The organism is Alcanivorax sp. NBRC 102024, from assembly GCF_001602235.1.
GTDB lineage: Bacteria > Pseudomonadota > Gammaproteobacteria > Pseudomonadales > Alcanivoracaceae > Alcanivorax.
Map to the genome: position 1 here is coordinate 166,179 of NZ_BDAS01000001.1, position 18,691 is coordinate 184,869.

Sequence of the window (18,691 nt, forward strand, 5' to 3'; positions counted from 1 at the left end):
CAACCCAAGCACGCAACCCCCCCCCCCGAAATATGTCATCTCTTTCTATTTGTCGTAATTATACCAGATGGCATGTTTTTAGCAGTACGAATATACGTCTATAATACGTCTTACTCGTACTATTTAATTTTTCGGGGTTTTCAGCATGGCAAGGTCAGAAATACCTCTAGAGGATTGGCTCACGAATGATCAAGAAATGCTGACTTGGCTTGAGCAGCACTTGAGACGAAAAGGCGCACCCATCCAGGTTTTAAACCCATATAACCTTCGCCCAGCGCTCCTCGATGCCGCTCATTATTTGATCATCAATAGCAGCAGCCAGAAGGAGCTCATGAACCTCAAGGCCGCATGGAGAAGATACAAATCAGACAAAAAGCACGGAAACCAGGTGGTCCAAGTCAGGCTCAGTCCACGCGTGAAAAGACAGCTTGCCAACCTCTCCAAGAGAACAAGTGTTTCCGAAACTGTTGAGAGATTAATCAAGGAGGAAGTCGGCTATTTCAAAGACAGGAATGCAGCAATCCAGAACGCTATTCAGGAGCATATTCAGCGTCACGAAGAGTCCGCCGCAGGCAAACTCGACCACCTGCAGAAGGAACGCTCGAAGCTGATATTTCATAATGAAGAGCTCCAGGCGGAGCTCTCGGAAACCCAGAAAGAGATGAGCAATATATTGTTTAGGCTGGTCGAGCTTGAGGTCGCCCTTAACATACAAGCAGGGGAAAGCCTTGAGCTAACACCAGATGAGAAACAAGAAGCCCTGCACAGACACCAGTCTCTGCTCGACTACTTCCGCAAGCAGTTAAAAGCGACGGCCTCACTTGCTCAAGCCGAGAACCACAGCAGCACCAATCAAGGACCCAGACCACAGAAAACCTGAGAAGGAACAGCCACAGCACCTGGTCTCAGCCCCTCTTGAGTAGAGGGCAGGCTTAACCTCCATACCCATCCCTCAAACCAGCAAGCTGCCGGTCAATCAGCTCAGCAACACCACTATCCACTCCGAAATCTCTGGCAACGACAGCGAAATCAGCGAGAAAAGTCACGATCTCCTCAATATCGCGCTGGGCCTGCTCCCATTTGGCGTAGCCCGCCCGCGCCGCCAGCGCTTGGATGGCTTTCAGCGGCGGATTCTTGCCGAAACCGGCATAGGCAGTGGCATGCTCCTGGTATGGGTGAGGGCTAAAGGTCACATCGTAGAAAGGGGCAGGCACCCAGTCGCCGGCATCATCCTGCAGGAAAGCCCAGTTCTTGCTGTGGTCGTCCTGGTTGCAGGCAAACAGGTTGAACATGGCTCTGCGGAACTGCAGCTTGCCGACCGCTGGCGACCGGCAAAGATGGCGGCTGGCCTTGATCAGATCTTCGTAATCCAGGCTGGGGGTACGGAAATCCGCATCCAGCAGGCCGCAGGCGCTGTGCATGTGGAGTCGACCCGCTTTTTGGGGATGGCTTATCCAATCGAACCGCTTTACCCCGAGCCAGGCACGGGCGCCGCTTTGCTCTGGCGCTTCGAACAGCCGCCACTCAGGCGGCTCCAGCCCCAGCTTTCCGGCCAGGTGCAGATAGACCGCTTCACAGAGCCCTTCTTCATGGCCGAGGGGCAGATTCCTGGAGGTAAACTTGACCAGCCAGGCCTCATCGCCTGGCCTCGCCACCGTGCGGCAGCGATCTGGCTCATCCGGGGAGATGTAGAACTGCGCCTTGGGTCTGGCACCACCGGAGCTACCTGCTGCCACCAGATCCGCCAGCACCTCTTCCGTCTGACCGTCAAAAAACGCCTGCGCCTCCAGACCCAGCTTCGCCAGGTCGATGTCGCCGGTTGAGGCAAGCTGGTATTCCGAGGTCGGCGAGAATGACAGGGCACCCATCCCGGAAGCCCCTACAAACGCCAGGCGATCCATGGCGGTGATCTGGGCAGGGAGAATGCCATGCTGTCGGAACACTCGGTCTTGCAGCAGGGAACCCCAACCATCAGGCAGACTATCCCCGAACAGGCCATGCAGGCCAGAATGCGGCCTTTTGGGAGCAAGCTGCAGCTCAGCGGTTGCCTTCAGGCCAAAGGGCGACAAGTTCCCGAAGCGCCCGAGATAATCGGCATCGTACTGAAAGAAGACACCCTGCCGGTTCTGCGCCAGCACACCAACCGTCACCGTCTGCCCCGTTGCCAGCGTGCGGGTTACCGTCAGCTTGCGGACCGGCTTAAAGGTCATCGCTCAATACCTCATCGATACTGAATGGCATCTCCGCTTGATCAGGGGAGTGACGAGTTAGCGCGTACAGGCGACGCAAATCGTCCAGACTCTGCCAGAGGAATAGCAACTGCCGGAACGAGATCTGGCCGGTAAGCTCGAATTTCTTGATGGTGGAGGCGGGCACCCCACTACGCTCAGCCAGCGCATCACGAGACAGCTTGGCCTGCTTGCGCAAACGTCGCAGATGGGTGGCAAATGCCTGCTGGACATCGGCATCGTCAAGTAAGGCGACCATATCACACCTATATGGATACTATTTTGTCCAATTATCGCATTTAACGGGAAAAATAGACACCATAATGCCCAATAATAGCCTCACGAGAGCACCAAAGACCAGAAATCGTACTGCCGTCAGCAACGACTCCTGCGCCAGCAATTTTGACCAAATCCCTACACTAACAGACGTGAGAGTCCTGGAGCCTTATTCAGCAATAAGGCCAGCGCCGGGCCCAATGAAGAATCCGCTTCCCAGATCTTCAGCCCCGATCCTTCTTCATGATTAGCTACCAGCCATCCATCCAGGTAACGCCAACGAATTGTCATCTTGCTCTCCAGTGAATACATTCACCAGAAACCCTATCGTCACGACCTGAAAAACCGAGCACGTGGACCCTGAATTCTCAGCAGCCCACCCCTCCCCCAAAAGGCCCCGCGTATTTGCTCATTAAGCTAAATCAAGGACTTAAAAGTGGTGGGCAGCATGGTGGGCAAAGCAAAAACCACCATGCAAAAAATACAATAAATCACTGATTTTTAAGTGCTTTCATTTTTTAACCAACAAGAAGATCCAGAATATTGAATAAGCCCCGCGCCATTTTCCTTTTTCAGAAACCGATATCCCGGTAATGCCGGGAGACTTTCTCGATGGCGATCACATAGGCCGCCATGCGGTAGTCGTCGATCTTCGGATTCTCGTTACGGGTACGAATGATCTCCTGCAAGGCCAGGCGCATGGAATCATCCAGCCCGGAGCGCACCAGATCGAACTCGTCGGCGCCGCGAGCCAGTTCCTTGACGATATGCTCGGGCACCTTGGTGTTGGTGGCCTGCTCGATGGCATCAATCACATGCTGGCCACGGGCTTCGTGGAAGCGCTTGTCCAGGCGTCCGAAGCGCACGTGGTTGAGGTTACGAATCCATTCGAAGTAGGAAACGATCACACCACCGGCATTGCAGTAGGCATCCGGAATAATTTCCACACCCTTTTCGCGAAGAATCCGATCCGCTTCAAACGTCACCGGCCCGTTGGCCGCTTCCGCGATCAGCTTGGCCTGAATACGCGGCGCGTTTCCGGCGGTGATGACACCTTCCAGTGCTGCCGGTATCAGAATATCGCACGCTCTTTCCAGCGCCTTGATGCCGTCTTCCAGATATTCCGCACCGGTAAACCCCTTCACACCGCCTGTTTCCACAATATGCTGGCGTACCGCGCCCACGTTGAGGCCGTCTTCATTAATGATGGCACCATCCCGTTCGATGATGGCGGTAATACGGCAATCGTCTTCGGTTTCCAGGAAATGCGCCGCGTGATAGCCCACGTTACCCAGCCCCTGAACAATCACCCGTTTGCCTGCCAGTGAACCCGACAGCCCGGCACGCTTGATTTCTTCCGGGTGTCGGAACAGTTCACGCAGGGCATATTGCACGCCCCGCCCGGTGGCCTCATTGCGGCCACGGACCCCGCCGTGCTCCACCGGTTTACCGGTTAGCGCGCCCATGTAATTAATGTCGTTGGGGAACATCTGTTTGTAGGTGTCCACCATCCAGCCCATTTCCTGCGGACCGGTGCCCATGTCCGGCGCCGGCACATTCTGGGACGGGCTCAGGTAGCCCTTGTTGATGAGTTCGCGGGCAAAACGGCGGGTGATGGCTTCCAGTTGGTGCCGCTCGTATTTTTTCGGGTCGATCACCAGCCCGCCCTTTGAGCCGCCGAAGGGCACATCGACAATGGCGCACTTGTAAGTCATCAGCGCTGCCAGCGCTTCCACTTCATCCTGATCCACAATCGGGGCGTAACGAATGCCGCCCTTGGAAGGCAGCCGATGATCACTGTGGGTGGCGCGCCAGCCGGTGAAGATTTCTGCCTTTCCATTGATCTCCACGGGGAAAGACACCTGCACCACGCTCTGGCACACCTTCATGGCATTGCCCATGCCCGCATCGAGCCCCATGATGTCGATGGCATGGTCGACCATGTGTTCAACGCTTTCCCGAAATGACATGCCCTTCTGGGCGTATTTGGTATCGCTCATGGCTGCTCCGTCAGTCCTGTTGTTCTTGGTAGAACCTGAACATTAGCAGCGCCTTTTCGGCAAGGGTGTTTATGCTTTGTTATGCCCTGTTAACGTGCACGGAGGTACCAGTCAGCGCGGCACCGCCAGCACCGCAAAGGTATCGCCCACATTGACCAGGGCAGGATGGCGACGGCCAATCAGCAAGCCATCGCAGGGGGCGCGATATTCCACCGAAGCGGCACCGGTACGTTCCAGGGAATGCACCCGGGCCAGCACATCACCGGCACGGACGCTGTCACCCAACGCCACAGCAAATTCCAGCAGGCCACGATGTTCGCTGATCCGGTAATACTCACTCCCGGGAATCTCCAGAGCCTGGGAGGCCACCACCTCCGGATCGCCGGGCAGGATGCCAGCAAAGCGCAGCAGGTTCTCCACCCCCCGCTCCGCCAGCGCCACAGTCTCGGGGGTAGTCGTGCCGCCGCCACGCAGTTCCGTACTGACGAACACCTTGCCGCTGCCCTCCACCACGCTGTCGTAAAGCACGTCGCCTTCCAACTCCGCCATGAACAGCGTGTAGGGCGCGCCGAAGGCGGTGGCGGCGGCGAGACAGCGGGCTTCGAATTCCCGGTCGGCCATGCGGTGGGTAGCGGCAAAGGGCAACAGATCCAGGGTGCGCCCCCCGGAGTGGATATCCAGTGCCAGATCACACAGCGGCACCAGATAGCGGGTGAGGTAATCGGCGATTTTTTCCGTCAGGGTGCCCGCCGGATGACCGGGAAAGGCCCGGTTCAGATTACCGCCATCCAGCGGCGAGGTGCGAGTGCCGTTCAGTACCGCGGGATGGTTGAGCATGGGCACGATAATCACCCGTCCGCGCATCTCTTCGGGTTGCAGACGATTGGCCAGCTTCAACAGGGCGGTGATGCCTTCGTATTCGTCACCGTGATTGCCGCCGGAGAGCAAGGCCGTCGGCCCCTCGCCGTTGCGTACCACGGTGATCGGAATCATCACATTGCCCCAGGCGGAGCCATCATGGGAATGGGGCAATTTCAGAAAGCCGTGCTGAACGCCGTCCCGGTCGAAATCCACAGTGGCGGTGATAGGGCTGTCTTGCATAACGAGATCGGATCCGGGGCTGGGAATGTTGGCGGAGGCATCGGCGACACCCCCGGGTAGTACCCCCTATGATGCGCGCATTTCCGGCATCGCGAACAGCGCAATTTTGCGCTGTTCGCCATACCCAAAACGGCATCGTGCTTCTCAGAAGTCGTCGGTCACCGCCCCTTCACTGGCGGAGCCCACCAGGCGCGCATATTTTGCCAGCACACCCCGGGTATAACGGGGCGCCGGTTGCTGCCAGTTGGCTCGCCGGCGGGCCAGTTCCTCGTCGGACAGGTCCACGGTGAGTGTATTGGCCTCCGCATCGATGGTGATGCGATCGCCGTCTTCCAGCAACGCCAGCGGCCCCCCATCGAAGGCTTCCGGGGTCACATGGCCCACCACAAAACCATGGCTGCCGCCGGAGAAACGGCCGTCGGTGATCAACGCCACATCATTGCCCAGACCTCGGCCCATGATCGCCGATGTGGGAGTGAGCATTTCGCGCATGCCCGGGCCGCCACGGGGGCCCTCGTAGCGGATCACCACCACATCGCCGGCAACCACGGTGCCGTCATTGATCCGTGCCTGGGCTTCCTCTTCCGAACCGAACACCCGTGCCGAGCCGGAAAAATGGGTGCCCTCCTTGCCGGTGATCTTGGCCACCGCCCCCTCCGGGGCCAGGTTGCCGTAGAGAATACGCAGATGGCTTTCCGCTTTCAGCGGGGCCGTCAGGGGAGCGATGACGTCCTGGTCTGACGGATACGGCGCCACCTCGGCCAGATTCTCTGCCAGGGTGCGGCCGGTGACAGTCAGACAGTCGCCATGCAGCAGACCGGCTTCCAGCAAGATTTTCATCAACGGCTGAATGCCGCCGATGGCCACCAGCTCGCTCATCATGTACTGACCGCTGGGGCGCAGGTCCGCCAGCACCGGTACCCGTTTGCCGATGTCCGTGAAGTCGTCCAGAGACAACGGCACCCCCACCGTGCGCGCCATACCCAGCAGGTGCAGCACCGCATTGGTGGAACCGCCCAGGGCAATCACGATGGTGATGGCATTTTCGAAGGCCTGCCGGGTCATGATGTCGGAGGGCTTGATGTCCTTTTCCAGCAGGTGCAATACCGCCGCACCGGCCCGCTCGCAGTCTTCCCGCTTATCCTCGGACACCGCATTCTGCGCCGAGCTGCCAGGCAGGCTCATGCCCAGCGCTTCGATGGCTGACGCCATGGTATTGGCGGTGTACATGCCGCCACAGGAACCGGGGCCCGGAATGGCGGTTTCCTCAATCTGCTTGAGCTCGATCAGGTCCATGTCACCACGGGAATGGGCGCCCATGGCTTCGAACACGGAGACGATATCGGTGTGGCCCTTGCCGGGCAGGATGGTGCCGCCGTAGACAAACACGCTGGGGCGGTTGAGCCGGGCCAGACCGATCAGACAACCGGGCATGTTCTTGTCGCACCCCCCGATCGCCACGAGACCATCAAACCCCTCGCAACCGGCCACCGTCTCGATGGAATCGGCGATCACCTCGCGGGACACCAGCGAATACTTCATCCCCTCGGTGCCATTGGCGATACCATCGGAAATGGTGATGGTATTGAAGATAACCCCTTTACCACCGGCGCCGTCTGCGCCTTCACAGGCCCGCTCTGCCAGTTCGCCGATATGGCTGTTGCAAGGGGTCACCTGGCTCCAGGTGGAGGCAATACCCACCTGGGGCTTGCGAAAGTCCTCGTCGGTAAAGCCTACCGCCCGCAACATGGCGCGGCCGGCCGACTTGCCCGGGCCATCCACCACCTTGGCGGAATGGCGGCGGCGCGGATCGTCCTGGGGGTCGCTCATGTTCTCTCCTTGTCCGGTGCCGGGAAGCGCCTGAATCATTGCAGACATCTTCCCCATGGAATGGGTTGCAGGGGGAAACGGTAACCTGTGACGGCTCGCACTGCCATCCTCTGCTGGAGGACACGCATAAATTCAAAAGCACCACATCCAGGCTCTACCCCAAAGAACACGCCGCTTTCTGCCCGGCAATCCACCGCCGGCCTGTCGCCTTCGCAAACGCCCTCAACCGGCACATTGTCCCCATTGCCAGAGGCGTCCGCTGCTTTCTCGGGGCCATATGTCGCAACCAGGCAGTCTCATCAATTCCCAGCCGCTGGAGCACATCGGCAGCCTCGGCGCTGATCGCACCCCGTTTATCTTCACGCAGAGCACGACCTGTCGCATCAACCAGTTGCAGATAATCCATCAGGCGAACCCGGCAAAGCGTGCCCTCATCGTCTGTTTCAATGTGCTCAGCATCTACCATAGGGACTAGGCGTGGCTTTGCACCACCCTTCTGGCCAGGCTTCTGGCTCAGTGCCTGTGAACGCTGTTGAATGGAGGTGTGCTCTGACTGTTCCGGGGTGGCAGCCATCCCCGCGCGTACCGGGTTCAGGTCGACATACGCCATGCAGCTGAGCAGGGCTTTTTCATCCAGCAGGGCCTGACTCTTGTAACGGCTTTCCCAGAAACGGCCCTTGGTGTTGTCTTCTTCGTTGGCCTTGCGGGCCAGGTGTTCATTCAGGCATTTCATGAACCAGCCAAGGTCAAACAGCCGGGAGCGCCAGCTTTCGACGATTTCCACTGCCTTCAATGTTTCTGCCTCTACCGTTTCACCACGCAGCCAGCGCCTGACCAGTAATGGCCCGGAAAACAGCCCCATCCACCGCTCCGCCACCTCTTCCACTGACCAGGTCTCTGCACGAGCCCGATCCACCTTCAGCACCACATGGTAATGGTTCGACATGACGGCATAGGCACACAGATCGATGGCAAAAATCTCCACCAGAACCGCCAGCCTGTCTACCACCCACTGGCGGCGATGCTCGTAGTCTTGACCGGAATAATGATCCTGGCCACACAAAAATGCTCTGCGAACGCAGCGACAGATACAGTGGTAATAGGGCGTCTCATCCAGAGAGATCTGGGAAGATCGGGCTCGGGTCATGGAAAGGCCTTCTTGCTGTTCCACAACTCCACAATACTGATCAAAAAGTCAGCCAACCATCAGAAAGCCGCTACTGAATTTGTAGGAAATTCTCTAATCCGTGCGTGTCCCGTTGTGTGCTCGTGTCCCGTTGGTTGGTGGTTGTTTGAATTGGTTCATGCCCCCGATTATTGCAAGTCCTCCTACACCCACTCCCAGTTGAAAGACACAAAGGTCTTTCCATCCGAAGCATAATAGCCACTTTTTCCCCAGGCATTGAGCCGCTGCATCAGCATCGCAAGCTTGTCTTTCGCATCAGGCTGCGGCTGCAAGGAATCCTGGCGGATTGCCAGGTGGATTAGACCGTTAAAAGCCGGATTTTTGACATCCTTACTAAACACGCAGCGACCACGGGCGATGGCGAGATTTTTTAGTTCCGACTCGCCATAGCGGAGTATGTCATCTAGGCAGGGGTAATCCGTAGTCAACACATATTCTTCCCCCCCCCATTTCTCCGCAGAGATTCCACAAACGACACCTCCGCGTCACAGACAAAATCTGAATGAATATCATCTGGATCAAACTCTACCAAAGCCCCTCCCTCGTTACCCCAAAAGCTGCGAGTCATAGGCACATAGAGCTTTCCTTCAGAGAACCGGGGTTCCAGGTTTCTATCAACGGCATAACCTATCGGCAAATCTTCATGACGCAAACATTCCAATGTTGCCAAATCAAAAATCCAAAACTCTTTACAATCGGCACTTGAATCAAGCAAGTAGCTAGTGTTGAAAAAGTAAAGGTGCGCCCCGTCTGAAACGAGCGTACTTTTTAATACAGACTGGTACATTTTGTTTTGTTGATAACGCTGATTACTTTCCACACCGAACACATTTTCCAGACTTTTGACGATATCGCCACTTTCCGGGTCGAGCACATAAGCCGACCCTTGAGAAGAAACGTAGACATATTTCTCGTCTGACCAGATACTGTTTACAACCTGTGGAAACGTCACCTTCCATAGGCATTTCCCTGACACTTGCTCCAGCAGGGCCACATCATTGTCGCTGCCGTTAGCGTCTTTTCCATCAAGGTAACCAAGATTTAATAAAACGGTATCAGCCACTGGACCTTCAGCAATATTCACAGGGCAAAATGCAGCATCAAGGTGTTTTCTTTCAATTGACCATAGCTCATTTAACCTAGAATCAAGCGCCACGAACCGATGCCCCCTAGGGGCTTCATGAACACAAACACCTGATGGGAAAATACGGGAGACACCAATATTCTTCGACTTAATATTTTCCACCTCTTTACTATCTATTGAGTAGTGAAACGCATAGTTATCCCCCTCATAATCATAATCCTCGGCATCGACTATATTAACGGCATCAGGAAAGAAAAGAACATCATTGCTTTCCGAGTCAAAAGTTTTTCCTGGGAAAAGTTTCAAATAACAGCGCATCGCCTCTTCAAATTTATTTTTATCAACAACATCAGGAGCAACAAAATAGCCATCTAGACTAACAATCACACTTCCTAGAATTGGAGCACTGGCCAAACCAACATCTTTACCTAGCATCGCTGAATGACCAAGAAAAGCATCATAACCTCGCCCAAAGCCTTTGCGATAACTGAATCCGCCACCGCTCCAAGCTGACAGGGTTCTTTTTCCCACATCAAAACCATGCAAATTAGTCGGAAAAACATGAATAGTTAGCATCTTCAAAACTCCACAAAACCAACAAAGTCATCCAGCTTTTCTTTTAATTGGTCTAGCTTCCTTTTCAGTTCCTTGTCTCGCAAATTTCCAAGATGCTTCCTAAAGTTTTCTTTATTCTCATCAATCGCATCTTTCATTGTCTGAACAATCTCAGCTTTCATACCGGCAGCACGTGGGTCAAAATCTCAATGCCCGCTTCTTCCATTTGCCAAATCAAGCACTTAAGGGACACGCACAAACTTAAAACCAGAAATCAATCAGTTACCAACTCTCACTTCTGAAATAGCGTTTAGCCCCCCCAAACACTCATGCAAAAAATCAATCTGTTAACGATTCAACCTTCTAGAAGCTTGTGCGCCCCACCGGGCCACACCGACTCGCTCCCTTCGCCATGGAATGGGTCGCAGGGAAAACTGTAACCTGTGACGGCTCGCCCTGCCATCAGGCCCCATATGACGCCCCCCGCCTTTGCGCCTATAATGCGCCCTTTATGGGAATCACAGGACACTGCTTGTTATGGCCGACAAAGGCACGCTGTATATCATTTCCGCCCCGTCCGGCGCCGGCAAGACCAGCCTGGTGGCGGCGCTGGTCGACAAGCTGGAGCAAGTGCGCATCTCCGTCTCCCATACCACCCGCGCCATGCGTCCCGGGGAAGAAGACGGGGTGAACTACCACTTCACCGACCGCGACACCTTTGTTCGCCAGGTGGAGCAGGGCCGGTTTCTGGAACATGCCGAGGTGTTCGGCAACCTGTACGGCACCAGCGCCGACTGGGTGGCCCAGACCCTGCGCAGCGGCGATGACGTAATTCTGGAGATCGACTGGCAGGGCGCCACCCAGATCCGCAAGCAGCTGCCGGACTCGGTGAGCATCTTTATCCTGCCGCCGTCCCTGGAAACCCTGGCCGAGCGCCTGCGCGGGCGGGACACCGACGACGAGACGGTGATCCAGCAACGTCTGGACGGTGCCCAGGAGGAGATGAGCCATTACGGAGAGTTCGACTATCTGGTAGTGAACGATGATTTCCAGCGCGCTCTGTACGAACTGGAAGCCATCCTGGAAGCCCGCCGGCTGATCACATCCCGGCAATCCGCACGGCTCGCGGCCACCCTGAGCAATCTGCTGGGCAAACGGTAGGCTGCCCGGCGGCGCTGGACTTGCTCACCAATTCACCAGTAAAATCGCTCCCCCTCGCGAATTTCAGGCGCTGCCGCCATCGGCATCGCCACCCTGTAGGAGAACAGCATGGCCCGTGTAACCGTTGAAGATTGCCTGGAAAAACTGGATAACCGCTTTGAGCTGGTACTGGTAGCCGGCAAGCGCGCCCGTCAACTGCAGACCGGTGGCAAGGAACCCCGCGTGGCCTGGGAAAACGACAAACCCACCGTGGTGGCCCTGCGTGAAATCGCCGAAGGTCACGTGACCTCCGAATCCGTGGACAACCCGATCGCTGACCGCAGCGCTGACGTGGACGAACTGGCCCTGCTGACCCAGTCCTTCGGCGAGTAATACCGTCTCTGGCAAGTGCCCGCCCGGGCGCTTGCCGGTATTTCCCTGTCTGCCACTTTTCCCCTCCGCGACCCACCCGGAAAATTCATTGCCGGTGACTATCGCCCTTGTCATAGACAAATCCCCTCGCCAAATCTAAGCTTGAAGTCATTCCTGATCATTACTCCGCCCCGGGCGTGACGAGGACTTTTGCCCACCATTCATAACCTGGAAAAACGGTTACGCAGTTACCTGGACGACGATCAGATCGCCCAGGTCGTACGCGCATACCATTTTGCCGAGCAAGCGCACGAGGGGCAGTACCGCCGCACCGGGGACCCGTACATCACCCACCCGCTGGCCGTGGCCAACATCCTCACCGACATGCACATGGACCATGCCTCACTGATGGCTGCCATGCTGCACGACGTGATCGAGGACACCGGCATCTCCAAGGAACAGCTGGCCGGGGAATTCAGCGAAGAAGTGGCCGAGCTGGTGGATGGCGTGTCCAAGATCGCCCAGATCAAGTTCGAGTCCAAGGCGGAACAGCAGGCGGAGAACCTGCGCAAGATGATGCTGGCCATGACCCGGGACATCCGCGTCATCCTCATCAAGCTGGCCGACCGCCTGCACAACATGCGCACCCTGCACGTGATGCGCGCGGAAAAACGCCGCCGCATCGCCACCGAAACCTTGGAACTGTATGCGCCCATCGCCTTCCGGCTGGGCATGTACAACATGCGGGTGGAGTACGAGGACCTGGCTTTCCACGCCATCTACCCCATGCGTGCCCGCCTGATCGGCCAGGCGGTGAAAAAGGCCCGTGGCAACCGCAAGGAAATCCTCACCACCATCAAGGCCAGCCTGGAACACTGTCTCGAAGAAGAAGGCATCGAAGCGCGGGTGCTGGGCCGCGAGAAGCACCTGTTCAGCATCTATACCAAGATGAAGGAACAGCACAAACCCTTCGCCGACATCATGGATGTGTTCGGTTTCCGCATCATCGTGGACCGGGTGGATACCTGTTACCGGGTGCTGGGCGCCGTGCATAACTACTTCACCCCGATCCCCGGCCGCTTCAAGGACTATATCGCCATTCCCAAGGCCAACGGCTACCAGTCCCTGCACACCACCCTCAAGGCGCGCTCCGGCATTCCCCTGGAAATGCAGATCCGCACCGAGGAAATGGAGGCCATGGCCAATAACGGCATTGCCGCCCACTGGCTATACAAGGCCGACGATGAGCCCGGCTCGCCCACCCACAGCCGCACCCAGAGCTGGATGCAGCGCCTGCTGGAACTGCAGCAGAAAGCCGGCAACTCCATGGAGTTCATCGAGAACGTGAAGGTGGACCTGTTCCCGGACGAGGCCTATGTGTTCACCCCCAAGGGCGACATCAAGGAACTGCCCGGCGGCGCCACCGCGGTGGATTTTGCCTATGCGGTACACACCAAGGTCGGCAACAAGTGCGTGGCCGCCCGCATCGACGGCAAGCTGGCAGCGCTCTCCACACCCCTGGAATCCGGCCAGACAGTGAAGATCATCACCGCCCCCAACGCCACCCCCAACCCGGCCTGGCTCAACTTCGTGGTCACCGGCAAGGCACGCACCAACATCCGCCATTTCCTCAAGCACCAGCGTCGCGAGGATGCGGTGGAACTGGGTGAGCGGCTACTGGAGAAAGCCCTGCACTCTTATGACATCGGCATGGACGAGCTGCCCATCGAACGGGTGGTGAGCGAGCTGGCCGGAAACGGCTATGTGGAGCTGGACGACCTGCTGGAAGACATCGGCATGGGCAATCGCCTGGCGCCGCTGGTGGCCCGCAAGCTGGCCGGCGCCCGCGATGACGATGAACGTCAGCATGAGGACGACCGTCGCCCGCTGGCCATCCGCGGCAGTGAAGGCCTGATGGTCAGCTACGCCAAGTGCTGCCTGCCCCTGCCCGGCGATACCATCATCGGCCATCTGAGTGCCGGTCGCGGCATCGTGGTGCATCGGGACACCTGCAAGAACCTGCTTGCAGAAATGCGAAACGCCCCGGAAAAATGCATCGCGCTGAGCTGGGACAAACAGGTGGAGCAGGAATTCACCGCCGCCCTGCGCATCGAGCTGATCAACAAGCGCGGCGTCCTTGCCACCCTGGCCAACAGCGTCTCCGAGCTGGGCTCCAATATCGACACCATCGACATGGCCGAAAAGGATCCCACACTCACCACCCTCAACGTGACCATGACCGTCCGGGACCGGATTCACCTGGCCCGCATCATCAAGAAGCTGCGCACCCTGGACAGCATCGTGCGGATTCACCGATTGTAGAAACCCTCTGTCCTCACTACAGAGGGCGCTTTCTCTCCAGAAACGCTGGCGTTCGACTTGGTGATATTGCGAGTTGCGAGAAGCGGGTTTCGAAAGGCGACAACCTGTCAGATGATGCCTTTCGAAACTCGCTTCTCGTGACTCGTTACTGTTGAATCGCGCCGCCAGCGACGCTCCTACAGGCCGGCTGGAACCGCCCATGTTGCGTGCGAGCCTGCTGCGTGCAAGCATAGCCCCTTTCCTGATTTCGTCTGTCAGCGCCATGGCGCTGGCAGCTCAACCAAGTGAAGAACCAACCATGTCCAACCATTCCGTGATCAGCACCGACAAGGCGCCCCAGGCCATCGGTACCTATTCCCAGGCCATCAAGGCCGGCGCGACCGTTTACCTGTCTGGCCAGATTCCCCTGGTCCCCGACACCATGGAACTGGTGGACGGCGACATGGAAGCGCAGATCGAGCAGGTATTCAGCAACCTGACCGCCGTGTGCGAGGCCGCCGGCGGCAGCCTGCAGGACATCGTCAAGCTGAACATCTTCCTCACCGACCTGAGCCATTTCGCCCTGGTCAACGAAGTGATGGCCCGCCACTTCAAACAACCCTACCCGGCCCGGGCGGCTATAGGCGTAGCTGCCCTGCCCAAGGGTGCCGGGGTGGAAATGGACGGCATCATGGATATTGCCTGACCAGGCAAAAGCCGCATTCGCCCTGCAACACGCCCGCTACTTGCGGGCGTGTTTCGTTAACAAACCTGATCCCGACGGGGGAAGACAACGGCGGTCAAAAAGCGCACCATCTGGGGACAACGTCATCCGCTATGGAGGGACTGCGATATGGATACCGCAACCCACGACTTGCCCACCCTGTTCGCCCAGCTCGGCCTGGAAAACAGCGATGCGGCCATCGAAGACTTCATCCATCAGTACGCTGGCACCCTGAAAGACAGCATGCACCTGCACCAGGCGCCCTTCTGGAACGACGCGCAGGCGCGCTTTCTGGCTGAGGCCATTCGTGAAGACGCGGATTGGGCCGAAGCGGTGGACAGCTTGAGCGCACTGCTTCGGCATTAGCCATTTCCAGGCAATTCCCTGACGCCAGAATCCTGTTACGCCAGCTGCAGGACCTGGGCAATGCGGTCGAAGAAAAAGCAGTAGATCAGCAAGGGAAAGGGGAGGCCCAACAGAGAGCCAAGCAGGTAATCCCGGCGTTTCACCCCGCTCAATGCCAGGGTGTAGTTCAGGGCAGGCATGGTCTGGAACAACAACCGCAGCAACATCACACTGCGCACCGGGTGACTGTCCAGCCGGGCGAGGATCTTTCTTGCCAGGGGTTTGTCGATATCGCGCAGGGCGCTGCCGCCCACCCCCTGTACCACCTGGAAGGTGACCAGGCAGGATACGCAGGCCGCCACATACGTCACCAGTCCGCCAGCCACTGTGCCCAGCGCCAGTATGGCCGCCGCCAGAAACGGCCAGCCCGGCAGCTGTATCAGGTTGCCGATGGCAAACGCCAGCACAAACAGCAGCACGCCCACCAGCAGATTGGCTTCCAGCAACGTCCGCAAAGCCGTGAGGGAAAACTGCTCGCGCAGCCCGGTAAGTTCCACAATGAGCAGCACGGAAACCAGCATCACAGCCAGCAGGATCAGTCGTCGATAACGTGTCATGGCAAGGGGGGAAGCCACATCCGGATTCCTGTTTCAGGTTTAACCAACAGTGTACCCGATAGGTGCGCCACGGAAATGTGAAGCGAACCTGCGCCTGGCGGGGGGATTGGAGACAGTCGCGAGTGACGAGAAACGAGTTTCGAAAATCAAACCCTGTTTGCCTTTCGCTCCTCGAAACTCGTGACTCGACACTCAGCACTCAGCACTCACGAGCAGGCGTTATTCTCCCTGCTCGTCCATTCTGGCTTCAGCCCAGCGCCAATTCGGAATCGAGCACGGCCTGATAGCCTTCCGGCAGCACATCTGCCCAGGCGTCCAGACCCGCGCGCAGCCCCTCCAGGCTGTCCGCCACCAGGTTGGCGTGGCCCAGCTTGCGGCCCGGGCGCACGCCCTTGCCGTACCAGTGCACCACACCCGGGTGTTGCAGCCAGGCGCTTTCGAAGGGAGTGCCGATCAGATTCACCATGGCAGTGGGACCGTGCACATTCAACGCGTGCAGGGGCACGCCGGCCAGGGCATGGACATGCAAATCGAACTGGGACCAGTCCGCGCCTTCGTGGGTCCAGTGACCGGAGTTGTGCACTCGCGGGGCAATCTCGTTGACCATCAGCTGGCCATCGGTTTCGAAGAATTCCACCGCCATCACACCGGCATAGTCCAGCTCTTCCATGATGCCCTTGAGCATCTGCTCCGCCGGCTTCTGCAGATCGGCACAGGCATTGGCCGGGGCCAAACTCAGGCGCAGGATGCCGTCCACATGCCAGTTGCGGGTGAGCGGGTAGAACAGGGTTTCGCCGCGGGTGCTGCGGGCACCGACAATGGACAACTCGCGGCGGAAAGGGATTTTTTGTTCGATGATGGCCTTTCCGGCCAGTTCGCTGACAGGCACCGCGCCCAGATCACCGCCTTCGCCAATGATCCAGGTGCCGCGCCCGTCATAACCGCCGGTGCGTGCCTTGACCACCACGCCGCCAAACTTTTCCACGGCCGCAGCCAGATCTTCCGGCTGATCCAGGGTTACCCAGGGAGCAGTGGGAATGCCCAGCTTGTCGAGCATGGACTTCTGGGTGAACCGGTCCGGGATCACTTGCAGGGCGCCCCGGGCCACACAGCGATCGCTTGTTGCCAGCTCCGCAGAGAGGCCTGTTTCCGGGAAGGCCTCGCGCTCCACGGTAATGACCGGGTAACGCTCCAGACACTCCTCCCAACTGATTGGCACCGCCAGATCCGAGGTGCCGGGCAACAGCAAGGCCCGCTCCGGGTCGTAACGATCCACCACCAGCCCCAGCCGGGCCGCCGCTTCCGCCATCATCAGGCCAAGCTGGCCTCCACCAAGAACAAGCACGCGATTCATCAGCCTTCACCCAGCTCAGCATTGGCCAGCACGTCAGCGGCCCGGGTGGCTTTCCAGTCAGCGATCTTCTGCAGTTGCTCCGGGTTACCCGCGGCCAGCATCTGTGCCGCCAGCAGACCCGCGTTCCAGGCACCGGCCGCGCCGATGGCCAGTGTGCCCACGGCCACGCCCTTGGGCATTTGCACGATGGACAACAGGCTGTCCCAGCCGGACAGGGTGCGGCTTTTCACCGGCACGCCGAGCACGGGCAGCGGGGTCAGGGAAGCGATCATGCCTGGCAGGTGCGCAGCGCCACCGGCACCGGCAATGATCACCTGATAGCCATTATCGTGGGCGCTTTTGGCGAAATCATACATGCGCTGAGGGGTCCGGTGGGCAGACACCACTTCCGCCTTCCAGCCCACGCCGAACTGGGTCAGGGCGTCACAGGCTTCTTTCATGGTTTCCCAATCGGACTGGGAGCCCATTACCACGGCAACCGGTGTGCTCATTCGCTTCACTCCATCGCGCCCACCACGGGCTTTTGCGGGGTTTTCGCCCGCCACAGAAAAATTTGAGGCGCACACTTTACTAGCGCGTGCGCGGGAGGCAAGTCCGCTTTAGGGGCAGTGAATAATTCATAGTTAATAATTCATAGTTAAAAGTGAAAAATAAACCTTAAATTCAACTGGTTACCGATATTTCTGGCACTTTTCCCCGGTTTTTGGTGGATGGCGCCGTTTATCGGCTGATCAGGGCAGCGTAACCATCCTGGTAACCCGGATAGTGCAGGGTGTAATGCCCCTGGCGAATGTACTGGCTGCGAATCCGCTTGCCAGCGGGCGCGTCGTCGGGCACCGCCAGGGTCAGCCCCTGCTGCTGGGCCAACCATTGCAGCACGTCCAGGTTACGTCCACCCACGTTGTCGGTACCGATCACCAACGGCGGCATTTCCTGCCCTGCCAGCCAGCCATCCGCCACGTTCTTGAGCAGGCCCACACAATCATCCCGGTGAATGCGATTGGTCCACTGGGCGGCCGGTAATGCTTCCTCGCCCCGGGCCAGCCGCGCCGCCTTGTCGATCTGCCGGTAACGGCCCGGTCCGTAGATGCCGGAAAACCGCACCACGGTACAGTGGCTGCGAATGCTCAGCTCTTCTTCCGCAGCCAGCAGCACCTTGCCGTTATACCGGGTGGGTCGAGGCGGTGTCAGCTCATCCACCTCGCCCGCCACCTCACCGAACACCGCCGTACTGGACACAAAGATCACCGGCGGCAGCGGCTGCTGCCCGGCCAACGCATCCAGCAGGGTCTGTGGCGCCCGGACATAGGCCTTCAGATAGCCTTCTTCGCTGTACTCGGAGGGCGTCATGATGATGACGACCAGATCCACCGGATCCGGCGGCAACAGGGCCGCACCCTCCAACAGGTCCTGACTGTACAACTCCACCCCGGCGGGGCAACGGCTGCCCCGGCGAATAGCGCTGACCCGGTGTCCGTCCGCCAGTAACTGTTCCGCAAGGCCGGTCCCCAGATCTCCCAGGCCAGCAATCAGAATGTGGGACATAAATGAAAAACCAATTGATAGTTAATAATGAAT

General features: G+C 58.2%; 20 protein-coding genes. 6 read left to right on the forward strand and 14 right to left on the reverse strand.

Translation table 11 applies throughout. From position 1 onward, the window contains the following. The first annotated feature begins 145 nt into the window (after window positions 1-145). Window positions 146-880, forward strand: a complete 735-nt coding sequence (locus A0251_RS00820) for a hypothetical protein (RefSeq protein ID WP_156478205.1) — start codon at window positions 146-148, stop codon at window positions 878-880. A 52-nt stretch (window positions 881-932) separates the two neighbouring features. On the opposite strand, the gene A0251_RS00825 is transcribed toward A0251_RS00820, so the two are convergent. From A0251_RS00825 to A0251_RS17315, 10 genes are all read right to left on the reverse strand, one after another. Beyond that, window positions 933-2,210: a type II toxin-antitoxin system HipA family toxin gene (locus A0251_RS00825; protein WP_062814941.1), complete on the reverse strand. Its 1,278-nt coding sequence runs from the start codon at window positions 2,208-2,210 to the stop codon at window positions 933-935. Next, complete coding sequence (locus tag A0251_RS00830) at window positions 2,200-2,487, reverse strand: helix-turn-helix domain-containing protein (RefSeq protein ID WP_062814942.1); 288 nt, start codon at window positions 2,485-2,487, stop codon at window positions 2,200-2,202. Before A0251_RS00830 ends, A0251_RS00825 begins: the two co-directional genes overlap by 11 nt. Before the next feature lie 155 nt (window positions 2,488-2,642). Continuing rightward, a complete protein-coding gene (locus tag A0251_RS17305; protein ID WP_156478206.1) occupies window positions 2,643-2,795 on the reverse strand; it encodes a hypothetical protein in 153 nt (50 codons plus the stop codon). A gap of 281 nt (window positions 2,796-3,076) precedes the next feature. Then, window positions 3,077-4,504: a Glu/Leu/Phe/Val dehydrogenase gene (locus tag A0251_RS00835; protein ID WP_062814943.1), complete on the reverse strand. Its 1,428-nt coding sequence runs from the start codon at window positions 4,502-4,504 to the stop codon at window positions 3,077-3,079. 111 nt (window positions 4,505-4,615) lie between these two features. Beyond that, complete coding sequence (doeB, locus tag A0251_RS00840; RefSeq protein ID WP_062814944.1) at window positions 4,616-5,605, reverse strand: N(2)-acetyl-L-2,4-diaminobutanoate deacetylase DoeB; 990 nt, start codon at window positions 5,603-5,605, stop codon at window positions 4,616-4,618. A 144-nt stretch (window positions 5,606-5,749) separates the two neighbouring features. Further along, the gene (ilvD, locus tag A0251_RS00845) at window positions 5,750-7,435 is read right to left on the reverse strand and encodes a dihydroxy-acid dehydratase (protein ID WP_062814945.1); all 1,686 of its coding nucleotides are present in this window, start codon (window positions 7,433-7,435) and stop codon (window positions 5,750-5,752) included. Between the two features lie 154 nt (window positions 7,436-7,589). Continuing rightward, window positions 7,590-8,582 (reverse strand): transposase, encoded by a 993-nt coding sequence (locus tag A0251_RS00850; protein WP_062815464.1) that lies wholly within the window; start codon window positions 8,580-8,582, stop codon window positions 7,590-7,592. Window positions 8,583-8,764: 182 nt separating this feature from the next. Beyond that, on the reverse strand, window positions 8,765-9,049 hold the full coding sequence (locus A0251_RS00855; RefSeq protein ID WP_156478207.1) for a hypothetical protein: 285 nt from the start codon (window positions 9,047-9,049) through the stop codon (window positions 8,765-8,767). Further along, window positions 9,046-10,281, reverse strand: coding sequence for a hypothetical protein (locus tag A0251_RS17310; RefSeq protein WP_156478208.1), 1,236 nt, complete (start codon window positions 10,279-10,281; stop codon window positions 9,046-9,048). Before A0251_RS17310 ends, A0251_RS00855 begins: the two co-directional genes overlap by 4 nt. A 2-nt stretch (window positions 10,282-10,283) precedes the next feature. Continuing rightward, the gene (locus A0251_RS17315) at window positions 10,284-10,442 is read right to left on the reverse strand and encodes a hypothetical protein (protein ID WP_156478209.1); all 159 of its coding nucleotides are present in this window, start codon (window positions 10,440-10,442) and stop codon (window positions 10,284-10,286) included. A 355-nt stretch (window positions 10,443-10,797) separates the two neighbouring features. Here A0251_RS17315 and gmk point away from each other — a divergent pair, with 355 nt between their 5' ends. The 5 genes from gmk (at window position 10,798) to A0251_RS00890 (ending at window position 15,163) form a co-directional block, all read left to right on the forward strand. After that, the gene (gmk, locus tag A0251_RS00870; protein ID WP_062814949.1) at window positions 10,798-11,421 is read left to right on the forward strand and encodes a guanylate kinase; all 624 of its coding nucleotides are present in this window, start codon (window positions 10,798-10,800) and stop codon (window positions 11,419-11,421) included. 108 nt (window positions 11,422-11,529) lie between these two features. Further along, window positions 11,530-11,793, forward strand: a complete 264-nt coding sequence (rpoZ, locus tag A0251_RS00875; RefSeq protein ID WP_062814950.1) for a DNA-directed RNA polymerase subunit omega — start codon at window positions 11,530-11,532, stop codon at window positions 11,791-11,793. A gap of 189 nt (window positions 11,794-11,982) precedes the next feature. After that, window positions 11,983-14,094, forward strand: coding sequence for a bifunctional GTP diphosphokinase/guanosine-3',5'-bis pyrophosphate 3'-pyrophosphohydrolase (gene spoT / locus A0251_RS00880; RefSeq protein WP_062814951.1), 2,112 nt, complete (start codon window positions 11,983-11,985; stop codon window positions 14,092-14,094). 298 nt (window positions 14,095-14,392) lie between these two features. Next, on the forward strand, window positions 14,393-14,779 hold the full coding sequence (locus A0251_RS00885; protein WP_062815465.1) for a RidA family protein: 387 nt from the start codon (window positions 14,393-14,395) through the stop codon (window positions 14,777-14,779). Between the two features lie 147 nt (window positions 14,780-14,926). After that, window positions 14,927-15,163 (forward strand): DUF2789 domain-containing protein, encoded by a 237-nt coding sequence (locus A0251_RS00890; protein WP_062814952.1) that lies wholly within the window; start codon window positions 14,927-14,929, stop codon window positions 15,161-15,163. 35 nt (window positions 15,164-15,198) lie between these two features. Here the strand turns inward: A0251_RS00890 and A0251_RS00895 are convergent, their stop codons facing one another. From A0251_RS00895 to A0251_RS00910, 4 genes are all read right to left on the reverse strand, one after another. Further along, window positions 15,199-15,777: a TVP38/TMEM64 family protein gene (locus A0251_RS00895; protein ID WP_231866202.1), complete on the reverse strand. Its 579-nt coding sequence runs from the start codon at window positions 15,775-15,777 to the stop codon at window positions 15,199-15,201. 229 nt (window positions 15,778-16,006) lie between these two features. Further along, window positions 16,007-17,113: a 5-(carboxyamino)imidazole ribonucleotide synthase gene (locus tag A0251_RS00900; RefSeq protein ID WP_062814954.1), complete on the reverse strand. Its 1,107-nt coding sequence runs from the start codon at window positions 17,111-17,113 to the stop codon at window positions 16,007-16,009. Continuing rightward, the gene (gene purE, locus A0251_RS00905; protein WP_062814955.1) at window positions 17,113-17,604 is read right to left on the reverse strand and encodes a 5-(carboxyamino)imidazole ribonucleotide mutase; all 492 of its coding nucleotides are present in this window, start codon (window positions 17,602-17,604) and stop codon (window positions 17,113-17,115) included. Before purE ends, A0251_RS00900 begins: the two co-directional genes overlap by 1 nt. Before the next feature lie 229 nt (window positions 17,605-17,833). Beyond that, a complete protein-coding gene (locus tag A0251_RS00910) occupies window positions 17,834-18,658 on the reverse strand; it encodes an NAD-dependent epimerase/dehydratase family protein (protein WP_062814956.1) in 825 nt (274 codons plus the stop codon). Window positions 18,659-18,691: the final 33 nt, after the last annotated feature.